This is a genomic window from Acidobacteriota bacterium, from assembly GCA_022562055.1.
Taxonomy (GTDB): Bacteria; Actinomycetota; Acidimicrobiia; order Spongiisociales; family UBA5794; genus BMS3BBIN02.
In genome coordinates this window covers 41,322-62,592 of sequence record JADFQA010000013.1, presented here as the reverse complement: position 1 = coordinate 62,592, position 21,271 = coordinate 41,322, and the positions used below count along the sequence as shown (strand labels likewise).

Below are 21,271 nucleotides of genomic sequence, written 5' to 3'. Positions count from 1 at the left end.
CGCACTCGTCGACCGGATGACCACCTACCGTTTCATCGTGAACGGCTGACAAGGAGAAGTTATGCCCGCCCTACTTATCATCAATTACGACGTCACGGACACCGAACGTCTCGACACCTATCGGGCCTCGGCAGTCGCTGGCCTTGTGGAACTCGGAGAGGGGACTGTTTTGGCCGTCACAGACAGCACCGTAGATCTTGGTGAAGGAAACGGCGCCGGAGCGACAACCGTCATTCTCGGATTTTCCTCGGCAGAGTCGGCGCAACGTGCGTTCGCCTCGGACGAGTATCAGGCCGTGGTCGGTGAGCGAATCGCAGCCACGAATCCCAGCTTTGCGATCATTGTTCCAATGATCGACGGATAAGCACAGCAACCGAACAAGCGCCCGGCGACCCTGGCGCTGCACGATCGCCCACATGCGCGATACACTGGCCGCGTCGTCGACATGGACACCATGAACAACACCAACTGAGGAATCGATCACCTCCGGGTTTGTCGCCCGCCCCGAACACGGGAGTTGTTATGCCAGCTGTCCATTTTTCACGCGTTTCTTTTAGCTACTCGTCCGCAGTCCCCGTCGTCGTGGATACAACCTTTGACCTCGGTCCCGGTTGGACTGGCCTCGTCGGACCGAACGGAGCCGGGAAGACCACCCTGTTGTCCCTTATCTCTGGTGCCCGCTCGCCCGATACCGGTTCGGTGGTGACGGACCCCGCCGGCCTCGCCCCCGTTCTCTGCGCACAACGGGTAGACGAACTGACCCCCGACATCGAGACCTTCTCAGAGGGCTGGGAACGAGACGCTGTTCGAATGCGAGTTCGTCTGAACCTCGAGCCCGATCAGCTCGACCGCTGGACTACGTTGTCACCGGGAGAACGAAAGCGGTGGCAGATCGGAGCAGCGTTGTCGAGGTACCCCGACGTGCTGCTCCTCGACGAGCCAACCAACCACCTCGACACTGAAGCTCGCAATGTTCTCGTTCGCTCGCTCGAAACATTCGACGGTTGCGGGGTTGTTGTTTCCCACGATCGCGCCCTCTTGAACCAACTCACAGCAAAGACCATCCGCGTCGCGGACGGTGGTCGCGTCGAGTTATGGAGCGGGCGTTACGACATCGCCCACGAGGCTTGGGAAGCAAAAACTGCAGACCAAGTCGCGGCGTACGACAAATTGAAGGCATACGAAAAGAAGCTCGCACGACGCCTCGACGAGCAGTATAGAAAGACAACTTTGCAGGACGCTAAGCGGATTCGCGAGCGCAGAAGCGCCAGCAAGAGTGACCTCGACACGAGAGGATCAGCGGCCACCTACCGCCACGAACGTGGCCAGAAGACGGGCGCAAAGACTGTCTCGACAATGACAAAGACGCTCCACGCAGTGTCGGAGGAGATCGCAGCCACGGGCATAGGGAAGATTCGGGGTGGTGCGATCAACTTCGAGTCAACACGCGCAAACAAGGAATTCTTGGTCCGGTACCGCGGCGACGTGACTGTCGGAGCGGCGACTCTCTTTGCGGTAAACGTCGAGGTCAGACGTGGCGACCGCATCCGAATTGCCGGACCCAACGGCGTCGGCAAGACCTCCTTGTTGCGCCACCTCATCAACGCCGCGACAGTCCCCGCAGACAAGCTGTTGCACCTCGAGCAAGAAACATCGGTCCAACAGGCCGAGAAGCGGCTGGAGGATGTGCGGGCGCTGCCACCAGGTGAGAGAGGCCGAGTGCTGTCGATCGTATCAGCACTTGGGTCAAGCCCCTCGGCACTTCTGGCTTCGAACGAACCATCGCCGGGTGAAGCTAGGAAGCTGGCGCTAGCAATGGCGCTCGGTACGCCGAGGTGGCTGCTCGTACTGGACGAGCCGACCAACCATCTTGATCTCCCTTCGATCGAACGGCTAGAAGCAGCGCTCACCGAGTACCAAGGGGCACTGCTGCTCGTGACACACGACGACGATCTCGCTGACCGGGTGACAACGACCACCTGGACCGTCACCGAACATGGAATCTGAACTAAGCCCCCATCCACCTATTGCGCGACCGCGGACCCGACCGCCCTCTTGGGACGGGCACCAAGGGTGTCGTACGATCTATCCGTGATGAGATTAGGAGTTCGCTCGCCACTGCTTCTCGTGCCCGCACTCGCCTTTGCGATGGTCGCGGCGGCGTGCACGACAGACAACGGAGTTCTGCCCACGGACACCAAAGAATCGCTCGTCGAGCAGCCACTGGCCCGTTTTGAACTACAAGGACACCGCGGAGCCCGCGGTCTCAAACCCGAAAACACGTTGCCATCGTTCGAAACCGCGCTCGATTTCGGCGTTTCGACGCTCGAGCTTGATCTTCATTTCACGGCCGACAACGAGGTTGTGATCTGGCATGACCCCGTCATCGATGCCAAGAAATGCGGCCTCAAGACTGACGCCCCACCAGACATTCCCGACCCTGACGCCCCGGCTGCGTCCTCGCAAGACCTAGCTGTGCGTGTGTTGACCGCGGCCGAACTTCGTTGGTTCGATTGCAGTCGCAACCCAGATGCGGGGCGATTTCCGCAGCAGGACTCGGCTGCGACGTCCATTGCGGGTGACGACTTCGGGATCGTCACATTTGCTGAGCTGATTGAGTTCGTTGCGAGGTACTCGGTCGACCAATCTAAAACGGACAGACAGCGCGAGAACGCAGCCCGCGTGAGGTTCAATGTTGAAACCAAGCGTAGCGCCCGCTTCCCCGATGCAATCGGTGACGAATTCGACGGGACGACCGCCGGGCCATTCGAGCTACGTCTGCTCGATGTCATTGCCGCTTTCGAGATTCGGGACAGAGTTACCGTGCAGAGCTTTGATCGCCGATCGATCGGTGCAATCAACGCCGTCGATCCCGGCATATCGCTCGCGATGCTCACTTCCGACGAGTCCATCGAACTCGCGGCATACACTGACGTCGGCGCAACGGTGTGGTCACCGAAGGCTGCAAGTGTCACGAAGGACCGCATTGCAGAGGCGCACCGGCTAGGAATGGTGGTGATTCCGTGGACAGTGAATGAGTCCGACGTATTCGACCGGCTTGCGACGCTGGGGGTAGACGGAGTGATCACGGATCGACCCGACATCTTCAAGGACCGCTGACACAGTTCCGGCGCAAACCCTCACCGGTACGAGACGGTCAATGCGCAAAGCCGAGTCCCCGGTATTTGGGGTCGATGCTGCCGAGACGTGCAGTGCCCGGCCAGAGCGATGCCAGGGTTGGGAGGATGATTACACCACAACACCCGTACGATCGTTGAAGTCCGCAATCATCTCATCCCACTTTGACAGGTAGTGGCGTGTGCCGTCCCAAAAGTCCTGGCTTCGACGTTCCTCAAAGTGCTCGAAATCAATGCCCTGTTGCTCTACCCATGTGAAGTAGCCGAGGTTGAACACCCTATCTGTTTCGACCTGTCCAAGCTCCATGAGATGGGCTGACGATTCGCCGGCGAGATGCTCGCCAAAGGCCGCCGCCGCCTCGTTACCCCCAAAACCGTTCGGGTAGTCACGAGCGACGAACTTGTCGATCTCGGACATATACATCGCGGCACCGTCGGTAGCCACCGTGACAATCACGTCATCGGATGTAAGCCGGTGGTGCTGGGCGTACTTGATCGAAGCCAGCATGTTGCAGATAGAGGACAGGCCCATGTGGGTGAGTTGATCGATGACACCGGCGTCGACGCCAATCGAGGCAAGCAATGTGCGACCGGCGTCGGTGTTGAAGACCATGAACAACGCGTCGGTCGCCCGGTCGGAGACGCCGACGATGTCATCGCTGTTTGTCACGTTGTGGATGAGCGGGATGTGTTTGTCGCCGATGCCCTGGATGTTGTGATCGCCGAACCCGTTGTACAACATCGTCGGGCATTCGAGCGCCTCGACCGGGACGATGGCGCAGCCGGTCTTCTCCTTGAGATAGTCACCGGCGCCGAGCGTGCCGGCCGACCCCGAGGCTGAGACATACGCCGCCAGACGGCTTCCACCGGACAACTCGAAGATGTGATGAAGAGCCCGCCCTGTCACCTGGTAATGGCCGAGGTGGTTGGAGTATTCGGAAAATTGATTGAGGATGACGTTCTCGGGATCTTGTGCCAGCCGCCTGCACTCGTCATAGATCTCCTTGACATTCGACTCGACGCCGTACGTTCGGATGACATCATCGGGCGACGCAATCCACTCGTCCAGCCAGTCGAAACGTTCCTGGCTCATCCCCTCCGGCAGCACCGCGACGCCACGACAATCCATAATCCGTGAAATCGCAACACCGCCGCGTGCGTAGTTCCCTGTCGACGGCCAAATTGCACGGTGTTGAGTCGGGTCGAAAGCACCGGCGACGACGCGCGGTGCAAGACAGGAGTACGCCGCCAAGACCTTGTGTGCCGTGATCATGGGGAATCGGTCTCCGATCGCAAGAATGATGCGGGCGTCGACACCGGTGAGCTCTTTGGGAAGTTCGATGAAACCGGGGTGTTCGGATTGACCTGTACGCGAGGCGTCGTTGTACCAATGGACGCGAAATAGATTCAGCGGATGCGGCTCATCGGGATCTATATCACCCAGCCGATCACGAATCGAACCGGGAATAGTCGACGGATCGGAGAGCTCGGCAAAGGTTGGCAGCTTGATATTCAGCGACCGAAAGCGATCCACGGTCCGGGTCAGGGCGTCCTCATCAACAACCGATTCGTATAACCCCAGTGTCTGGTGTGCCATATCTGCTCCCTGCGCGGCGGCCGTGTCCATAGGACCAAAGCCAACTTTACATTTTGTAACCGACAACCGAAACATCGGCCTGAAAGGCGTGGACCGCCACCGTCGCCGCACAGTCGGCTAGCGACGATCACGAACTCGGTCTTGAGGAAATGTATTATCGATGTTAACTTAACGCTGAATACTTATAATCGTTATCCTAGGAGAACTCGTGGAAACTCTTGGACAGGCCATCGTCAGGTGGCGCAAGATCATTCTGATCGCGACGCTTGTGGGTTTTGTCGCCGCCGGTGCCTACGGTGGTTCGGTCGCGGAGTCGCTGTCGAGCGGGGGTTTCCAGGATGCGGGCGCCGAGTCGGTGTTGGCTGACAACTACCTCGAGGACCAGTTCGGTGTATCGAGCCCGGCAATGGCGATCGTGATCACCACTGCCACCGGTAGCGTCGACGACCCTTTGGTCGCACAAACCGGGGTCGGCATTTCACAGCGACTGGCCGCGGAGGAATTTGTTACCGGCACCTCCTCGTACTGGGAACTCGGTTCTCCCGCCGCGCTGAAATCGACCGACGGCACCCGCGCCCTGATCTTCGTAAGCGTCGAGGGCACACAAAGCGAAGTTTTGACCCGCTCTGGGGATCTCGCAGAAAAGTACCAGGGCACAATCGACGGAGTCGAAGTGCAGATCGGTGGTTCCGGTCCTCTGTTTGCCGAGATGACCGAAACGATCGAAAACGACCTCGCCACAGCCGAGGCCATCGCGTTCCCCCTCACGGGACTTCTCCTAGTTCTCATCTTCGGCAGCCTCGTGGCAGCGGCCCTGCCGCTCCTAATCGGCGGACTCGCAATCGTGGGAACACTCGCCATCCTCCAGATACTCACCGGTATCACCGAGGTCTCGATATTCGCTCTCAACCTGACCACAGCGCTCGGTCTCGGCCTAGCCATCGACTACTCGCTGCTGGTGGTGTCGCGTTTCAGAGAGGAACTCTCGCTCGGCTTCTCGCCGCACGAGGCGGCCGTACGCACAACGCGCACCGCGGGTCGGACGGTGTTGTTTAGCGCTGCCACCGTTGCAGCTTCGCTGAGCGCAATGCTCGTCTTCGATCTGGCATTTCTCCGATCGTTCGGCTACGCCGGTATTGCCGTAGTGGCTATGGCAGCGTTCGGTGCAGTCATCGTTCTCCCCGCGACACTCGCCACGCTCGGCCACAGGATCGAAAGAGGCCGGGTGCGCAAGATCAAGCCGGTTGCTGAAGGGTCCGGGGTGTGGCACCGAATCGCGATCACGGTGATGAGGCGTCCGGTCATGATCGCCTCCGTTGCGATCGTCTTTCTCATCGTGCTCGGACTCCCCTTCACCAGAATTCAGCTTGGCCAGTCCGATGACCGGGTACTCCAAGAGACCTCGAACGCACGAATTGTCGGCGACATCCTTCGGAGCGATTTCATATCCTTCGAATCAACACCTCTTGATGCTGTGATTGCGGGTGTTCCAGGAAACGATGCTTCCGTTGCGTTGTACGCAGCCACGCTGTCGGCAATCGACAACGTCGCCCGCGTCGATGCGTTCAGCGGCACCTACGTTGACGGACGTCTGGTAGCTGAACCGACGCCCGCCAGCGCCCGATTCAGCAACGGAACCGATACTTATCTGTCCGTGATCACGAGCGCCGATCCAATCAGCCCGGCAGCGGAAACCCTTGTCAACGACGCTCGCGCAATCGAGACACCGTTCGATGTCCTCATCGGTGGTTCAGCGGCTGACTTCGTCGACACCAAGGCGTCGCTGTTCGGATCGCTCCCCTGGGCCATACTTATCATCGCAACCGTCACGTTTGTGCTGCTGTTCGTCATGTTTGGGTCGGTGATTATGCCCATAAAGGCGATCATCTTGAACGTCCTGTCGCTCACGGCGACCTTCGGGGCGCTGGTGTGGATTTTCCAGGACGGAAACCTCGCTGACATCATCGGGTTCACCAGCACCGGGAGCATCGATCTGACGATGCCGATCCTGATCTTCGTGATCGCCTTTGGTTTGTCCATGGACTACGAAGTCTTTCTCCTCTCGCGCATCAAAGAGGAGTACGACCGAACCGGCGACAACGAAGCCTCGGTCGCCCTCGGTCTCGAGAAGACGGGTCGCATCGTGACCGCAGCCGCAGTCTTGATCGCCGTAGTGTTCATCGCATTTGCCACGTCGAGCGTCCTTACAATCCAAATGTTCGGCATCGGCATGACTCTGGCCGTGCTCGTCGATGCATTCATCGTACGAGCAACCCTCGTACCAGCGTTTATGACACTGGCTGGATCGGTCAACTGGTGGGCGCCACGTTGGATGGTTCGGCTCCATGCTCGTATCGGGATCTCCGACACGGTCGAACTCGATGCCGATCCCGCACCTACACTGGAGCGCCTACCCACAGAGGCGTGATGTCAGACCCATTCCACATCTCACGTGGCCCCCGGCGAGCGCTTGCGCCGGGGGTCGGAACGACGCGACAGCGTGCCCGCAAGGGGGAAGGCGACAGGCTCCGAGAAGAAATCCTCGATGCTGCTGAGCAGCTTCTCATCCAGAAGGGCTCTACAGACAGTGTTTCGATGCGCGCCATTGCGGATCTCGTCGGCGTCACACCGCCGTCGCTCTACATCCACTTTGCCGACAAGGACGAACTGTTCTTCCAGTGCTGCACGCGCCGCTTTGCAGAGCTCGAAGAAGCTGTCCTGTCCGCGCTCCAGGGCGGATCTGCGCTTGATCGCCTCCAAGCGATAAGCGAGGCGTACATCAAGTTTGGCATCCACCGCGGTGAACAGTATGTAGCGATGTGGACCTTCACGCTCCCAGGTGACATGACTGAAGACGAAAGGCAGTCACTCCCGGGGTACCAACTGCTCGTCATCGTTGCAGCGCTCATCGCGGAGGGTATGAAAACGGGAGAAATTCGCGCTGATGTCGATCCGCAACAGGCAGCGATCGCTCTGTGGGGTTCTGTCCATGGCACCGCGCTGGTTCTGATCAACAAGAACAACGACCCGACACCGTTCCCGGTCGACGACGCAGCCGTCATTGACCAGACGCTCACGATCATACGACGCGGTCTCGCAAGGTAGCGCCGCGGACCAATCTACGCCGTTTCGTGTCCCTTCACACGGATCAGCGCGCCCAAGAATGGTCGTTCTTGCACCGCAAACCCCGCTCCCCAGGGTTCTCCCCGAAACAATCCCAATCGTTTCACGCGGGACAATTGCCCAGAGCTTTCTCCGTGGCCCCGCCGTTTGTGGGAATCGCCATGGAACACTAGACCTAGTCAACCAACGGAAGGTGATGGAACCAACAACGCTCGCCCTGCTCGTCGCAATCTCGTTTGCGACCGCAATCGTATCCGCCATCATCGGGATGGGTGGCGGTATCTTGCTGCTCGGCGCGCTGGTCTCCTTCCTCCCTCCGGTCGTCGCGATACCGCTGCACGGCGTCATCCAAATCGCATCGAACGGATCGCGGGTCTTCGTTCGGCAGCTCAGGTCCGCTGATCGCGCCGTTTTTCCTCCATCTTGGACTCACCAGGCACCAGGTAATTGGCACGAAGGCAGTGTGCCAGATGCAAGGCCATGTTGTGAAGATCATCGTGTTCGGTGTCGCCGGATTTGCGTGGTCCGAATACACGACGTTGCTCTTTCTAACAGTTCTCGCAGTGATCGCCGGCACCATCGTGGGCAGCCGGATACTCGACAAGGTCGACGGACGGACGTTTGTACTTCTGTACAAAACTACACTTACGCTGATCGCAACTCGAATGGTCCTGGGGCAGATCCTTTGAACACAAATCCTCCCCCTCCGCGTCCTACAACGACAGCCCAAACTCCGTCTCGTACAGCGACTTGAGTTCGTCGTCGTCTGTAATTGTGCGTCGGCTCTTCACTCCGTCGACTGTGACGATCAAGTCACGGCCCGAGATTGTGACTTTTCCCCGATCGTTTGGCAACGTGCAGATGGTCTTCTTCGTGAAAGCCGAATCGACTGACGTTTGGTGGTATATGCACGCAGCCGCGAAATCTACAAGTCGATGGGGCCGCCGGTCGAAGCTGTACTGCAGCACGCCGGCGTCGACAAGATCGATCCAATCTGTCTCGGTGGGAGCTAAGTAGAAGGTGCCGGCCGAGCCGAGTTCGTCGATTCGAATCGGCGCGGGAATCAGGATGCCAAAGCCGACATCTATCAACCACTCTCCTCCCTCGAAATACGCAACAAGCGTTAGGTGATCGAAACGCACCCCCAGCCGACCACCGCTGTACACGCGGGCCTCGAGCAGATCTACGTCGTACCCAAGCGACGTCAGCAGTGAAGCGAACGCCCCGTTGAGTTCGTAACAGAAGCCGCCGCGGTGCCCGGATGTGATCTTGTCAACAATCTCATCCGGGACTAGCGAGATAGCTTTCTCAAGGTGAATGTCGAGATTCTCGAACGGAATCGTCGTGCAATGAGCATGGGATAAGGCGCCGAGTGCTGCGAGCGTCGGGGGGCCCGATGGTCGCACACCGATCCGATTGAGGTATCGCTCGACTCGATCCGCGTCGAGGGCGCGTACGTGAGCCTTGCTGACACGGGCCGTCGGGTCCGCTGTCACGAACCGGACCCTTCCCTTCTCCCTGCGATCCATACTTCCTACCGGCTGTTGCTTGATCACACGTTCGCACCCTACAACCTATGCGTCTTAGTATCGTTCTACGAAGTTTGGATGGACGAGAGCGGGGTGCCGCCCAAGCGGCACCCCGTCTCCACGGCCTCGCAGTGGGAGCCCGGACCGTTTGCGTTTACTCCTGCGGCACCGACACGATCGCCGAAAAAACCGCGCCCTGCGGGTCAGCGATTATCACGATGCGGCCCACCCCCGGAGCGTCAAATGGCTCGCGAACGATCGACCCTCCTGCAGCCACGGCAGCTTGCGCGGTGGCATCGGCGTCGGCGACCGAAAAGTACACACCCCACATGTTCGGGACTCCGTCTGGCAGAACGCTCCCAGCATCCATCACGCCACCATTTGGAGCACCGTCATTTATGATGATGTTGTACGCTGGATCAGCACCTTCCATTGGATCAAACGTCCAGCCGAACATTGCCGAATAGAACTCGGTTGCCGCGCTCGGATCCCGTGTCAGCAGCTCGTTCCATGTGAGAGAGTTCGGTGTATTGAACTTGTCGGCGCCGGTGTGACCGCCGTCCTGCCACATCGCAACCGTTGCGCCGGTGGGGTCGTTGATAACGGCCATGGTCCCAGAACCCGGAATCTCCATCTCGGGCCGCACGACCGTGCCACCGAGTCCTTCGACTTTGGCAACACTCGCCCCGACATCATCGACCGTCACATAGCTGGCCCACACCGACGGCACGCCACGCTCAATCATCTCGCTCGAGTGCTCACCTAAGCCGGCAACGAGGTCGCCGTCATGCGAAAGAAGCGCGTAGACGCTTCCGTCGGGTGTCTGCACATCCGTTGCCGTCCAGTCGAACAGCTTTGCATAGAATTCCTTGGACCCTGCTGCGTCGGTCGACATCAAGTCGACCCAATTGAATCCGCCTGTCTTACCCATAGGAGCGCTCCCTTGCGTATGCCTCCGGATCGGTGCATTTGCCGACCCACAATTACTACGAAAACCGCGCCACATAATCGACATATTGTCGGTGCGCACGGCCCGCCTTTCGACTGCCTGACAGACGTAACAAATACGCCCGACAAGAATCAGCCGTCTTGCCACCTCGCGCAAATTTCCCCTACACGCGGTGGAGGCTACCGATCTCCCCTACAAGATCGATAGCCCTCACCCGTGGCCCGCCGTCCAAATGCCCCTCGCATGTATGCGACGGTCCAACCATCGGTCAGGCCCGGGTCCAAAACCGTCCCGTGCCCCACCTGGTTGTACCCCCCGCTCTGCCGGCGGCCCCCCTCGTGGCTACGCCGACAACCCAATAGAGGGCACACCCCTGCCTCTGATACAGAACTTTCGAAGAATTCTGACAAGCCTTCGTCGTGGAGCGCGCCGATGGGGTGTTACCGACGAGCCAGAGGACTTCGCCGAGCTACAGACACACCGCTCGGCCGAGACAAATGAACGACCCAGCGGTAAAACGTTCGCGAGCCGATTTCGCGGTTGCCACTACTCGAGCCAATGCTTGGGCGGTGTCCAACCCCGCCACTAAGGCCTCGTAGAACCCCGCCATAACGGCTGTCGTCATCTCATCAGACACGACGAACAGCGGCGCGACAACCGAGGTCGATCCCAGACCCAAGAATGCTGTTCCAAGGCCCATCACGTCGCTGCCCGCGCGGGACGACGACGCTGCTGCATCACATGCCGCTAACACAACCAGACGTGGTGACGATCCGACCGACTCGAAGTCGTAAATCCGGACTGGGCCGTCATCCATGGAGATGAAACTAAACATCGGGTTGTCGTAGCGCGGTGTGGCATGGGTCGACACGTGAAGAACCGCACTGTTGTCCAGAGAGGCAAGCAAGTCTTGGCCAGTTCTCACCACTGAGGCGTCCAGCGTTTCAGCGACGGCCGTCACCTCCTCCTCGGCGCGGGTCAGACCTGGCCCGGCTACAACAACTCGGGTGCCATTCACTGGTAGCTGCGGCCTAAGCCAAGTCTGCACCGACGGCGTTACTTCGACGGGGACCGCAGCCAGCAAAACCCACGGGACCACCTCGTTTGAGGGCGAAGGGACAATGAGCAGCCGACCCACCGACCCCAGCGGATCGAGCAGTGCCGCTCGCAACCGTTCGACGTGATGTCGCACCAAGACGCCAGCCGCATCAATCCCCTTCGGAGACCCAGCGTCGCGAGCGATACGACGCAGCCCCGCCGCCACGTGACGTACCGAAGCGGAGATCGGCGAAAGCTCGCCGTACTGGACGATGCGTCGACCGGCAGCGTCCGCAACCAGAGCACTGAGTCGGGTCCCATGCTCAAAGAACATCACGAGAGTACGCCCATCGAGTCTTGGTACAACGTCCACGAGGGTGACAAGCTCGTTTGCGACGTGTTTTGTGCCGCCAGCCGCGCGCGTTACGTTGGCGAGATCGGCCTCTCGGATCGGCACCTCGGCCACCAGGTCGGCGTTTCCAGGGTCATCCGCCAACGCCTGGGCCACTTTCCTCAGCGCGACTCTCGCCCCGTCGATGGCGGGGGTGTGTGCCATTCGTTCAAGCGTCAGCGTCGAGGCTCTGCTGCGTTCCAACCAAGTGAACAGCAGGTCAGGGTCCGATTCGGCAAGCGCGATACCGACGGCCAGAGTTACCGTGTCGTGACCCTGGCGGGCGACGAGCAACCGTAGTTTGGTCGCACCAAGTGTGACTCGGAGCCGGTCCAACATCAACACAGTCTCACCAAGAAGCTGCAGCGCACTTACAAAGTCGCCGGCTGCCACCGCCAGCGCAGCGTTGGCGATCGCCCGGAGAAGATCGAGTCGTAAACCGCCGACATCGTGTGCGACACTTTGGGAGAGCTATCTTGCAATATCCGTCGAGCCCAACCGGATCGCAAGCGGGACAGCTTCGAGCCTGACCGCCATTGCGTGAACCCCCTCATCGTGCTCGGTCTCTTCGCCATCAAGTAGGAGGCTCGCAAGAGTCGTGTTGTCTGCAACGCCATTGGCGAGACGAACCCGGGCGGCGGCGAGAAGGAGATCCGGAGCGAACCGCGAGTTGTCGGTGGGGATCTTCATCGACTCGACAACCCGAAGCGCCTCGGCTTTCCTCCCAGCGCGCATATGAACGTCGATCAAGTGCAGCAGTGCCATCCGAACGATGATTTCGTTCCCATCCGACGCTTCTAATCGGGGGATGGTCACCTCGAGAACGCCTGTCGCTTCCTCGTACAACCCTGCCTCGATGAGGACGATAGCGCGCTCCATGTGCCCGACCACGTGGTGCGGTACTCGTGTGTCGTACAACTCCCCAGCAACACCCTGCCAGTGCATCGCGATCGGCATTTGGCCGAGGTCGGCGTATCCCTGAGCCAGGTGCAACGCGGCATCCGCCGCCGTAGCCGGATGATCGTTCTCAGTAGCGATGTCGTAAACAACATGGTGGTCGGAAATCGCCAACTCGACACGACCCAACGTCAGATGTGCGGATCCGCGGTTGCCATGCATCAGTTCGAGGAGGCTTGGGTCAGCAATGTCGAACGAGTCGAGCACGTTGTCTATGAGCGAAATCCCCTCCACGTACCGAGCATCCTGCAACATCACGAACGCGTGCTGAAGCTCCGCCTTCATCAAGTCATCGCCGTCGAGCAGCGCCTTGGCCTGTTGAATGGTCTCGACCGCCCGCGGAATGTCACCGCCGCTTGCGTAGTCAAAGGCCAAACTGCGAAGTGTCTCACCGAGGAGCTGACCATTCCCTGCGGAGCGGGCAAGATCGGCGGCTCGTTCCAAGAACTCGACCGCGACATCCGCCTCAAACACCATGCGCTTAGCTAGTCCGATCGCAGACAACGCGACTATCTCCGCATCGACCCCTGGTTTTTCAGCAATCAGAGCCTCAGCTTCGCGGATCGCACGCACCGGGTCACCCCTGCTGACGGCATAGGCCCGACGCGCCCGTTCAAGGTCCGGAGTGCTCAAGAGCTAACCGTCAACGCGAGCCGCCGAACTCCCCCAGACATGCACGGTCGTCCGGCGAATTCGATCCAACCGCGGCTTGCGGACTACTCCCAAGGGGATAACAAAATTGTCGCCCGCTCCATCTGACATCAGAACAGGGAGTCGAGGATGTCACCGACCGTTGGCGTCGTGCCACCCACTTCCCCGGCGGCAACCCCAGCCGCGATCGGAGCAGCAAATGATGTGCCGGTGAACAACGCCCAGCCGTCGAAATTCTGCGTTGTGACGTAGTCGCCGGTGTTTTTGTCTCCGCCGCGGATCGCAAACGACCCTGTCAAGAACGGGGTGGGAACACGAACGCCTGGAGCGGCAAGCTGGGCGCACACGCCACCGTTTGACCATGGTGCAAGCGAAAGTTTCGGGAGCCCGGCAAAGGGTTCCATAACAACCTTCGCTGCGCCCTTGGCATAGCCGAGATCCACCGCTGTCGACCTCCAAGCCGCAACACCGACAACGTCAGGGTCCGACGCCGGATACACCGTTGGATCGTCACCGTTGTTGCCAGCCGATGCAATCACGACAGTTGACGCCAGATACGGGTCAAGAGCGCGTGTGATAGCAGGCATTGCTCCCGCCCTGGTCGATCCACCCAGGGGAAGTACGAGTATGTGGATTCGATGTTTGCCGAGGAGCTCTTCGATCGCGGCTGCGACAGAACAATCGGACATTGCACCGGCTACATCGCCCTTCTCCGTATGGACTGTCGACGTGAACACCAAGGCCTGCGGTGCGAGCTGCTTAATGATGCTCACCACCGCGTTGCCGTGACCGATCGACACGTCGTGGACTCCTGCGGTTGAGGGAACGGGTGCGACGGTGTCGAAGACAATTCCATCGATTGCCCATACAGGGTGGCCTGCGTCGCCGGGGGCATAGAACGAAGAGTCGACAACGCCGATCGTGACACCGGCGCCACGGCCCTTAAGCTCACGAGTTGGGATCTTTGAGGGGTCAACTGCCTGCGGTCTCAGCACCCCCAGACCGCCCAGGTGAGAATGGGTCGTGAGAACATGATTCGGTTCGACCGGGAGAGACCCGTTGAGGAGACTCGCGACGTGGTCGATCGAGGTGCGTGCGTCCACTGCAATTGAAACCAGATCAGTATTGCCGATCGGAACAATCGTGGACACTTCGACGCCCATCGTGCGAAGTGCGGACAACACTTCGTCGGCGGCTGCAGCATCCGCCACCAACTCACCTGTTACGTAGTGGTACCGGGAGCCAAAGCTCTTTCCAGAATGACGAATTCGCTTCCCCCCACCTTCGCCCGTGGTCCGTCAAGCGGACTCTTGTCCGGTCGCTTCTCTCCCCCGTTCGAACCCTTACCTCGTGCAGAACTCATCGTGAACTCCTCGTCACCTGACCCTTGACCCTACCGGGCACAGTTTGCCAGAATCGACTGTTCAATGTGGCGCTCCCTATCATTTCGAAGTGGCACGACACACCGACTCAAGCAACGCCTCCCTTCTCTCGGCCGCCGATGCGGGTAGCCGGGATGCGTGGGATGAGCTACTTGAGCGCTACCACCGCCTGGTGTGGTGGGTTCTCTCACCGTATCGTCTCGACCGCGCAACGGCAGAGGATGTCTATCAAACCGTCTGGTGCAAACTTGTCGAGAACCTCGGCTCCATCAGAAACCCGGACTATCTCGCCTCGTGGCTGTCAACAACTGCGCGCAACGAGGCCATGCGGGTCTCCAAGAAACTGTCGCGCGAAACACCGACCGAGTTCGAAGACAAGTTTGTCGCGCTGGACTCCCCCGAAAGCGAAACGATCGATAACGATGAGCGCCGCCGAATCGGGGAAGCATTCCTGAATCTCGACGAACCATGCCGGCAGCTTCTCGCGCTGCTCACATTGGACCCGCCATTGACCTACACAGAGGTGGCCGAAACTATTGGGAAACCCGTCGGTTCTCTAGGGCCTACACGATCACGCTGTCTTGCAAAGTTGGAGAGCCTGTTGGAGGGTGCCCCATGACAATGTATCACGACACCTCTCAGCGACTCTGTTGTGTACGAAGGGGATTCAGGTGGATGTAGACCCAGACGAGCAGAAACAGCGGGAACGGACCATGCTGAACAAACTGCGACAAGGAATTGAGCTGCTCCACCCGGAGCCTGACAACCTCGTCTCCCTCGCGTCAAGCCTCTATGTGCTGAGGACACTCGATGGCGACCTGGCCCAGATGACATACGACTCGCTGCGCGACGAAACCGTCTCCGTGCGGTCGGTTGGTGTGTTGCCACGGGTTATGAGCTTCGAGTCGGAGACGATCACTTTCGAGTTCGAAATCAACGAACGGGACCGATCGATCACCGGCCAGGTTATCCCTGACATCGAAGGTCACATCGTCCTTGTGCACACCGCAGGAGAACAGATGCAACAGCTCGACGCTGTTGGATCGTTCCATTTCGGGGACATTCCCGCGGGACCTGTTCGCCTGCGCCTCGCCAGCAACGGCGAGACCATTGCAACGACAACCTCCTTTACTGTGTGACAGCTTTTACCGCGTGATCGTTGCCGTGACTTAGAACCGGTCTCGGCGACCGGCTGACAGGCCAGTAGCGACGACGGTGCGTCCTAGGGCATTCGCCCGAACCGTTGTGTGCACGGTTATCCACAGCGACACCACTAGTCTCGGCGAAATGAACGAGAGCCACCCAGCGTGTTACCGGCACACGCACACACCCACGAAGCTGCGCTGCAGCGAATGTGACAAGTACATTTGCGGAGAATGTGCGGTGACCGGGCCCGTCGGACAGAAATGTCCAGAATGTGTGAAAAAGGCGGGCACGACTCGCGTGGTCAACGCGCGACAGGGTTTTGGCCGGCCGTCGTTCGAAACGGCCCCGGTGACGATGACGCTGCTCGCAATCAACGTGGCCGTGTTTGTCGTGCGGGCACTCAGTGTCGAACTGGACAATACGATTTTCATGAACTTCGCGGCCGCATCGTGGCTGATAGAGGGAGGACAGATACACCGGGTGTTCACGGCAATGTTCCTCCACGCCGGTATCTGGCACGTCGGACTCAACATGTACGCGCTGTATGTGCTCGGGCCGACATTGGAGCGCTCGACCAAATCAGGACCCTTCCTGATGCTGTACATCGGTTCAGGGGTTGTCGGCACGCTCGTTTCATTGATCATTGCAACGGGCCCGTTCGTAGCTGTGGGAGCGTCGGGCGCAATCTTTGGAATCTTCGGCGCATGGTTTCTCCAGGGCTACAGCACGCGCCACACCCCGGCCGGCAACGCCATGTTCCGGCAAATGACCACGCTGCTGCTGATCAACGCCGTCATCGGGTTATCGATACCTCAAATCAGTTGGCAAGCGCATCTCGGAGGATTCATCGGTGGTGTCCTCATTACCTATCTGTGGCGGCAGATCCCCCGGAGTCCAAATGCCGCGCGGCTTCGAACGATGGTCGGCGCCGCTGTCGGAGTAGCCGCGATCGGCGCAATCTGGTTTCTGTAAGATTGCGCTTTTAGCGCCGCCATGCAAGCGGAGCTTCGTCGATCACGGTTGAATACTTAAGACCCATGAGCACAATTCCGCTTGCTCCCGCCTCGCGAGCAGCCTCGGCCGTCTCCCGAGCTACGTCCCACCCGAACGCGCGACGCTCGGCTGGAAGCAGCCCCAGAAGGCGCTTCTTCAGGTCGTCCGTGGCGGAGATAGCCCCAAACCCCTCCGCTCGCTTAACCCAGCCAGGGGAGAACGGCGGGATGACAGCAAGAAACACCGGTGGATCGTCGTCACGACGTTCGAGCATCGCCATATTTTCGGCGACGGTGACCGGGTCTAGTACGGGTCCGGCAACAAGGAACTCAGCACCAAGATCGACGCGTTTGCGGAACTGCCACTTGCGAAAACGGGTCGGCATCCCAACCTCAAACCAAGGCATATCGGCCTGGAGGGCACGTAGGTGCTCAACAATCTCGTAGTGGTGCGAGTAGTGATCGACCTGGGGGACGGTGTCTCCGATCACGACGAAAAACGAGTTCACGCCGTTACCAAGCGCACCCCGAACCTCTGATTCGATAGCCAGAATGTTTCGGTCACGGGTCGACACCACCACCGTGGGGTGGACTTCGGGCGTATCGTGTGTGATCCGGGCAGCGTACGCGTACGGCGACACCCTCACTTTCCCAAAGACGTTGTCAGTGATCAACACATGACGCCACACCCCCGCAAGCATCAGGTGATCCATCGAAGGCAGATCTGGAGGGTTGACCTCGGCAACCTCGAGCCACTCATCGTGTTTGGTGAACACCGCTAAGCCTCCTTTTCACTCTTGCTTGCCGGCGATCACTCATCGGACTTGTCCTCTCGGATAATGAAATACTTGTCCTCTCGGGTAATGAAATACTTGGCCCGCGGATGATGGGCAATAATTGCTGAGGTCGTTTGCTCGGGTTGGTACTGCCATCCGGTGTCTTCGCTGACGTTTATCCCTATCCGCTCGGCACCGAGCAAATCGGCAACACGAGCGTTGTCGCGCAGATCCGGACACGCCGGATATCCCCACGAATATCTACTGCCCCGGTACTGCTGCCGAAACAGACCCAACACGGTGGGCCCGTCCTCGTCGCCAAAACCCCACTCGTCTCGGATGCGTTTGTGCCACAGTTCCGCAAGAGCCTCGGCCATCTCAACACCGAGACCGTGGGTGAAGAGGTAATCGCGGTACTCATCGGCGGCAAACAGGTTGGCTGTGACCTCAGAGACTCTTTCTCCCATCGTCACGATATGGAAAGCTGCATAGTCCGGCTGTTCGGAGCTAACTGGCCGGTAGAAGTCGGCAATACACAGGAACGGGGCCTGGCGCTGGCGCGGAAACGCAAACCTCGTCCGCTCGACAGTCCTTGAGTCGTCCTCCCACACAATAAGATCGTCACCGTCACCGTTCACCGCAAAATACCCGTACACAACCTGTGGGTTGAGCAGCTCGTCGGTTTTCACACCGGCGAGGCGCTTGCGCAACTCAGGCCTGATTCGGTCCTTGAACTCGGCATCTGTCTCGCCCCCCTCCGGTCTGAGTTGCCATTGGTTTCTAAACAGAGCCGTCTCGTTGATAAAGGTAGCGATCTCATCAATCGCGATGCCCTTCACAACCCGCGAGCCTAAGAACGGAGGAACGTATATCGGGTTGTCGGTGGCGACTTCTGGGGAACGCTTCGGGACATCGGCGGGGGCCGCCCTGTTGGCGACCTGTGGGTAGGATCGTCTCGTCGAGATTCGACCAAAGTCGGGCACGGTATCCCCGGTTCGTTTCATCTCAGCGATCTGTTCCATCACCGCAAGACCAGCGAAGGCGTCTTTGCCATAAAACAGCGGACCCTCGTACACCGAACGCAGGTCGGATTCAACGTATTTGCGCGTTAACGCGGCGCCACCGAGAAGAACGGGCGTTGATTCGAGTCCCTGTCGCGCGATCTCCTCGAGGTTGTCCTTCATGACCAAAGTCGATTTCACAAGCAACCCCGACATCCCGATCGCATCGGCATCAACTTCCACAACCTTTGCCAGCATTTCCTGGATTCCGATCTTGATACCCAGGTTGTGCACTACATATCCGTTGTTTGTGAGGATGATGTCGACAAGGTTCTTACCGATGTCGTGCACATCACCGCGGACGGTTGCGAGAACAATCGACGCTTTACCGGTGGCATCCGCTTTTTCCATGTGGGGCTCAAGGTAGGTGACCGAAGCCTTCATCGTTTGCGCCGATTGGAGCACGAACGGGAGCTGCATTTCACCGCTAGCGAAGCGTTCGCCAACAATCTTCATGCCTGCGAGGAGGATGTCGTTCACTATTGCGAGGGCGCCCACAGTCTCAAGTGCCTCGTCCAGGTCGTGAGACAGTCCTTCCCTTTCACCGTCGATGATCCGAGCAATCAGGCGGTCTTCGACAGACCATCCGGTGCGGTCCTCGTCGACGTTCTTGACAGATTTCACGTCGGCGAAAATCTCGAGTAGTTCTGTGAGCGGGTCGTAGTCGGGAGTCCGGCGATCATAAATTAGGTCGAGGCACACGGTACGTTGCTCGTCGGTTATCCGGCTCATTGGCACGATACGACCAGCGTGGAGGATGGCGGAGTCGAGGCCAGCCTCAACACATTCATTCAGAAAGACCGAGTTGAGGACGTGGCGTGAAGCCGGGTTGAGGCCAAAGGAAACGTTGGAAATACCGAGGGTCGTCGAACATCCCGGCAGCTCGCGTTTGATCCGTTTGATCGCGTCCATCGTGGCCATTGCATCGCGGCGAAGATCCTCCCCACCGGTCGACAGCGGAAACGTGAGCGCGTCAAAGATGAGATCAGACGGTTCCAGGCCGTACCTGTCGGTGGCGATATCGAACAGCCGGTGGGCAACCCGCATCTTCCACTCAACGTCACGCGCCTGACCGTCCTCATCGATTAGCAGACAGATCACCGCAGCGCCGTGTTCCTTGGCGAGCGTTAGAACACGATCGAGACGCGACCCTGGCGCATCCCCCTCTTCGAGGTTGGCCGAGTTGAGTACCGAGCGACCACCAATTCGCTCAAGACCCGCCTGCATGACTTCGGGCTCCGTGGAATCGAGGACGAGCGGTGCAACGACCTGGGTTGCGAACCGTTGGGCGACCTCGTCCATGTCCGCGGCGCCGTCCCGACCGACATAGTCCACGCACACATCGACGAGGTGGGCGGACTCTGCAACCTGGTCCTTCCCCACCTGGGTACACGCATCCCAGTCCTCCTTAAGAAGCGCCTCCCTGAACCTCTTCGACCCATTGGCGTTGGTGCGTTCGCCGATGATCAACATTGAGGTGTCCTGCTTAAACGGAACGAACGAGTAAATCGAAGTGGCGCCCGCCTCGTGAACTGGGGTTCGACTGGCGGGTTCGAGGTCGCGACACAGGTCGATGACTGCTTGCATGTCGTCGACCGTCGTCCCACAACATCCGCCCACGACGCTGACTCCGTACTCCGAAATGAACTCTACGTGGCGTCGGGCTAGTTCCCCCGTTGCGAGGTCGTAGTGCATCTCGCCATCGACGACAGACGGGAGACCTGCGTTCGGAATCACCGAAATTGGCATCCTTGAGTGGCGGGATAGGTGACGAATATGCTCGGTCATCTCGGACGGTCCGGTCGCACAGTTGAGACCGATTACGTCAATACCAAGCGGATCGATCGCCGCGAGGGCCGCGCCGATCTCGGTCCCTGGCAACATGCGGCCGTTGAGCTCCATGGTGATCTGAGCCTGGATGGGCACGGGACGCCCCACATGTGACATGGCAGCCTTGCAACCATTCACCGCGGCTTTCAGACCAAGCAAGTCGAACTGAGTCTCGACGATGAAGAGATCGACGCCTCCGTCGAGAAGGCCTCTCGCTTGCTCCTCATAACTATCGCGCAGCTCTGCATATCGGATGTGTCCAAGGGACGCGAACTTCGTGCCTGGCCCGATAGAACCGGCAACCCACCGCGGATGTTCGACAGTGGCGTGGTCCTTGGCGACACGAACCGCTATCTCGGCGGAGATCTTTGCGAGTTCGTAGGCCCTGTCCGCTATCCCATATTCGGCGAGAGTTATCGAGGAACCACCAAACGTATTCGTCTCGACAACATCGCACCCGATTGCGAGAAACGAATCGTGGAACGTTTCGATAATGTCGGGCCGGGTTACGGAGAGCAGCTCGTTGCAGCCCTCAAGATCGGGGCCACCAAAGTCATCTTCGGTTAGACCAGCCTGCTGCAGAGTGGTGCCGGTGGCCCCGTCGAAGATGACTACGCGAGACCTGACAGCCTCGATATAGGAAGTCACGCGAGACCCCTACGGGGAGCACCGTACAAACATCGACGTTTTGGCGGACGTTTCATGAACCCGA

General features: G+C 59.3%; 17 protein-coding genes. 9 read left to right on the top strand and 8 right to left on the bottom strand.

The window, feature by feature from the left end:
• The first annotated feature begins 61 nt into the window (after positions 1–61).
• From IIC71_06300 to IIC71_06290, 3 genes are all read left to right on the top strand, one after another.
• Positions 62–364, top strand: a complete 303-nt coding sequence (locus IIC71_06300; protein ID MCH7668797.1) for a DUF1330 domain-containing protein — start codon at positions 62–64, stop codon at positions 362–364.
• A gap of 158 nt (positions 365–522) precedes the next feature.
• Positions 523–2,007: an ABC-F family ATP-binding cassette domain-containing protein gene (locus tag IIC71_06295; protein MCH7668796.1), complete on the top strand. Its 1,485-nt coding sequence runs from the start codon at positions 523–525 to the stop codon at positions 2,005–2,007.
• 84 nt (positions 2,008–2,091) lie between these two features.
• A complete protein-coding gene (locus IIC71_06290; protein ID MCH7668795.1) occupies positions 2,092–3,120 on the top strand; it encodes a hypothetical protein in 1,029 nt (342 codons plus the stop codon).
• A gap of 129 nt (positions 3,121–3,249) precedes the next feature.
• On the opposite strand, the gene IIC71_06285 is transcribed toward IIC71_06290, so the two are convergent.
• Positions 3,250–4,734, bottom strand: coding sequence for a pyridoxal-phosphate dependent enzyme (locus IIC71_06285; protein ID MCH7668794.1), 1,485 nt, complete (start codon positions 4,732–4,734; stop codon positions 3,250–3,252).
• Between the two features lie 208 nt (positions 4,735–4,942).
• Here IIC71_06285 and IIC71_06280 point away from each other — a divergent pair, with 208 nt between their 5' ends.
• The 3 genes from IIC71_06280 (at position 4,943) to IIC71_06270 (ending at position 8,546) form a co-directional block, all read left to right on the top strand.
• Complete coding sequence (locus IIC71_06280; GenBank protein ID MCH7668793.1) at positions 4,943–7,162, top strand: MMPL family transporter; 2,220 nt, start codon at positions 4,943–4,945, stop codon at positions 7,160–7,162.
• The gene (locus IIC71_06275; GenBank protein MCH7668792.1) at positions 7,159–7,839 is read left to right on the top strand and encodes a TetR/AcrR family transcriptional regulator; all 681 of its coding nucleotides are present in this window, start codon (positions 7,159–7,161) and stop codon (positions 7,837–7,839) included. Before IIC71_06280 ends, IIC71_06275 begins: the two co-directional genes overlap by 4 nt.
• A 488-nt stretch (positions 7,840–8,327) precedes the next feature.
• Positions 8,328–8,546 carry a hypothetical protein gene (locus IIC71_06270; GenBank protein MCH7668791.1) on the top strand — a complete coding sequence of 73 codons (219 nt, stop codon included), beginning with the start codon at positions 8,328–8,330 and terminating at the stop codon, positions 8,544–8,546.
• A gap of 24 nt (positions 8,547–8,570) precedes the next feature.
• On the opposite strand, the gene IIC71_06265 is transcribed toward IIC71_06270, so the two are convergent.
• From IIC71_06265 to IIC71_06245, 5 genes are all read right to left on the bottom strand, one after another.
• Entirely contained in the window at positions 8,571–9,386 is an 816-nt protein-coding gene (locus IIC71_06265) for an arylamine N-acetyltransferase (GenBank protein ID MCH7668790.1), read from the bottom strand.
• Positions 9,387–9,540: 154 nt separating this feature from the next.
• Positions 9,541–10,317 carry a VOC family protein gene (locus IIC71_06260; GenBank protein ID MCH7668789.1) on the bottom strand — a complete coding sequence of 259 codons (777 nt, stop codon included), beginning with the start codon at positions 10,315–10,317 and terminating at the stop codon, positions 9,541–9,543.
• A 487-nt stretch (positions 10,318–10,804) separates the two neighbouring features.
• Positions 10,805–12,103 (bottom strand): CHAT domain-containing protein, encoded by a 1,299-nt coding sequence (locus IIC71_06255; protein ID MCH7668788.1) that lies wholly within the window; start codon positions 12,101–12,103, stop codon positions 10,805–10,807.
• A 132-nt stretch (positions 12,104–12,235) separates the two neighbouring features.
• Positions 12,236–13,354: a hypothetical protein gene (locus IIC71_06250; GenBank protein MCH7668787.1), complete on the bottom strand. Its 1,119-nt coding sequence runs from the start codon at positions 13,352–13,354 to the stop codon at positions 12,236–12,238.
• Between the two features lie 128 nt (positions 13,355–13,482).
• Entirely contained in the window at positions 13,483–14,583 is a 1,101-nt protein-coding gene (locus IIC71_06245; GenBank protein MCH7668786.1) for a S8/S53 family peptidase, read from the bottom strand.
• A gap of 241 nt (positions 14,584–14,824) precedes the next feature.
• Here IIC71_06245 and IIC71_06240 point away from each other — a divergent pair, with 241 nt between their 5' ends.
• The 3 genes from IIC71_06240 (at position 14,825) to IIC71_06230 (ending at position 16,872) form a co-directional block, all read left to right on the top strand.
• A complete protein-coding gene (locus tag IIC71_06240) occupies positions 14,825–15,373 on the top strand; it encodes a sigma-70 family RNA polymerase sigma factor (protein ID MCH7668785.1) in 549 nt (182 codons plus the stop codon).
• Between the two features lie 52 nt (positions 15,374–15,425).
• The gene (locus IIC71_06235; protein MCH7668784.1) at positions 15,426–15,893 is read left to right on the top strand and encodes a hypothetical protein; all 468 of its coding nucleotides are present in this window, start codon (positions 15,426–15,428) and stop codon (positions 15,891–15,893) included.
• Positions 15,894–16,197: 304 nt separating this feature from the next.
• The gene (locus IIC71_06230) at positions 16,198–16,872 is read left to right on the top strand and encodes a rhomboid family intramembrane serine protease (protein MCH7668783.1); all 675 of its coding nucleotides are present in this window, start codon (positions 16,198–16,200) and stop codon (positions 16,870–16,872) included.
• 10 nt (positions 16,873–16,882) lie between these two features.
• Here the strand turns inward: IIC71_06230 and IIC71_06225 are convergent, their stop codons facing one another.
• Complete coding sequence (locus tag IIC71_06225) at positions 16,883–17,668, bottom strand: hypothetical protein (GenBank protein MCH7668782.1); 786 nt, start codon at positions 17,666–17,668, stop codon at positions 16,883–16,885.
• Positions 17,669–17,703: 35 nt separating this feature from the next.
• Positions 17,704–21,207: a methionine synthase gene (metH, locus tag IIC71_06220; GenBank protein ID MCH7668781.1), complete on the bottom strand. Its 3,504-nt coding sequence runs from the start codon at positions 21,205–21,207 to the stop codon at positions 17,704–17,706.
• Between the last annotated feature and the right edge of the window lie 64 nt (positions 21,208–21,271).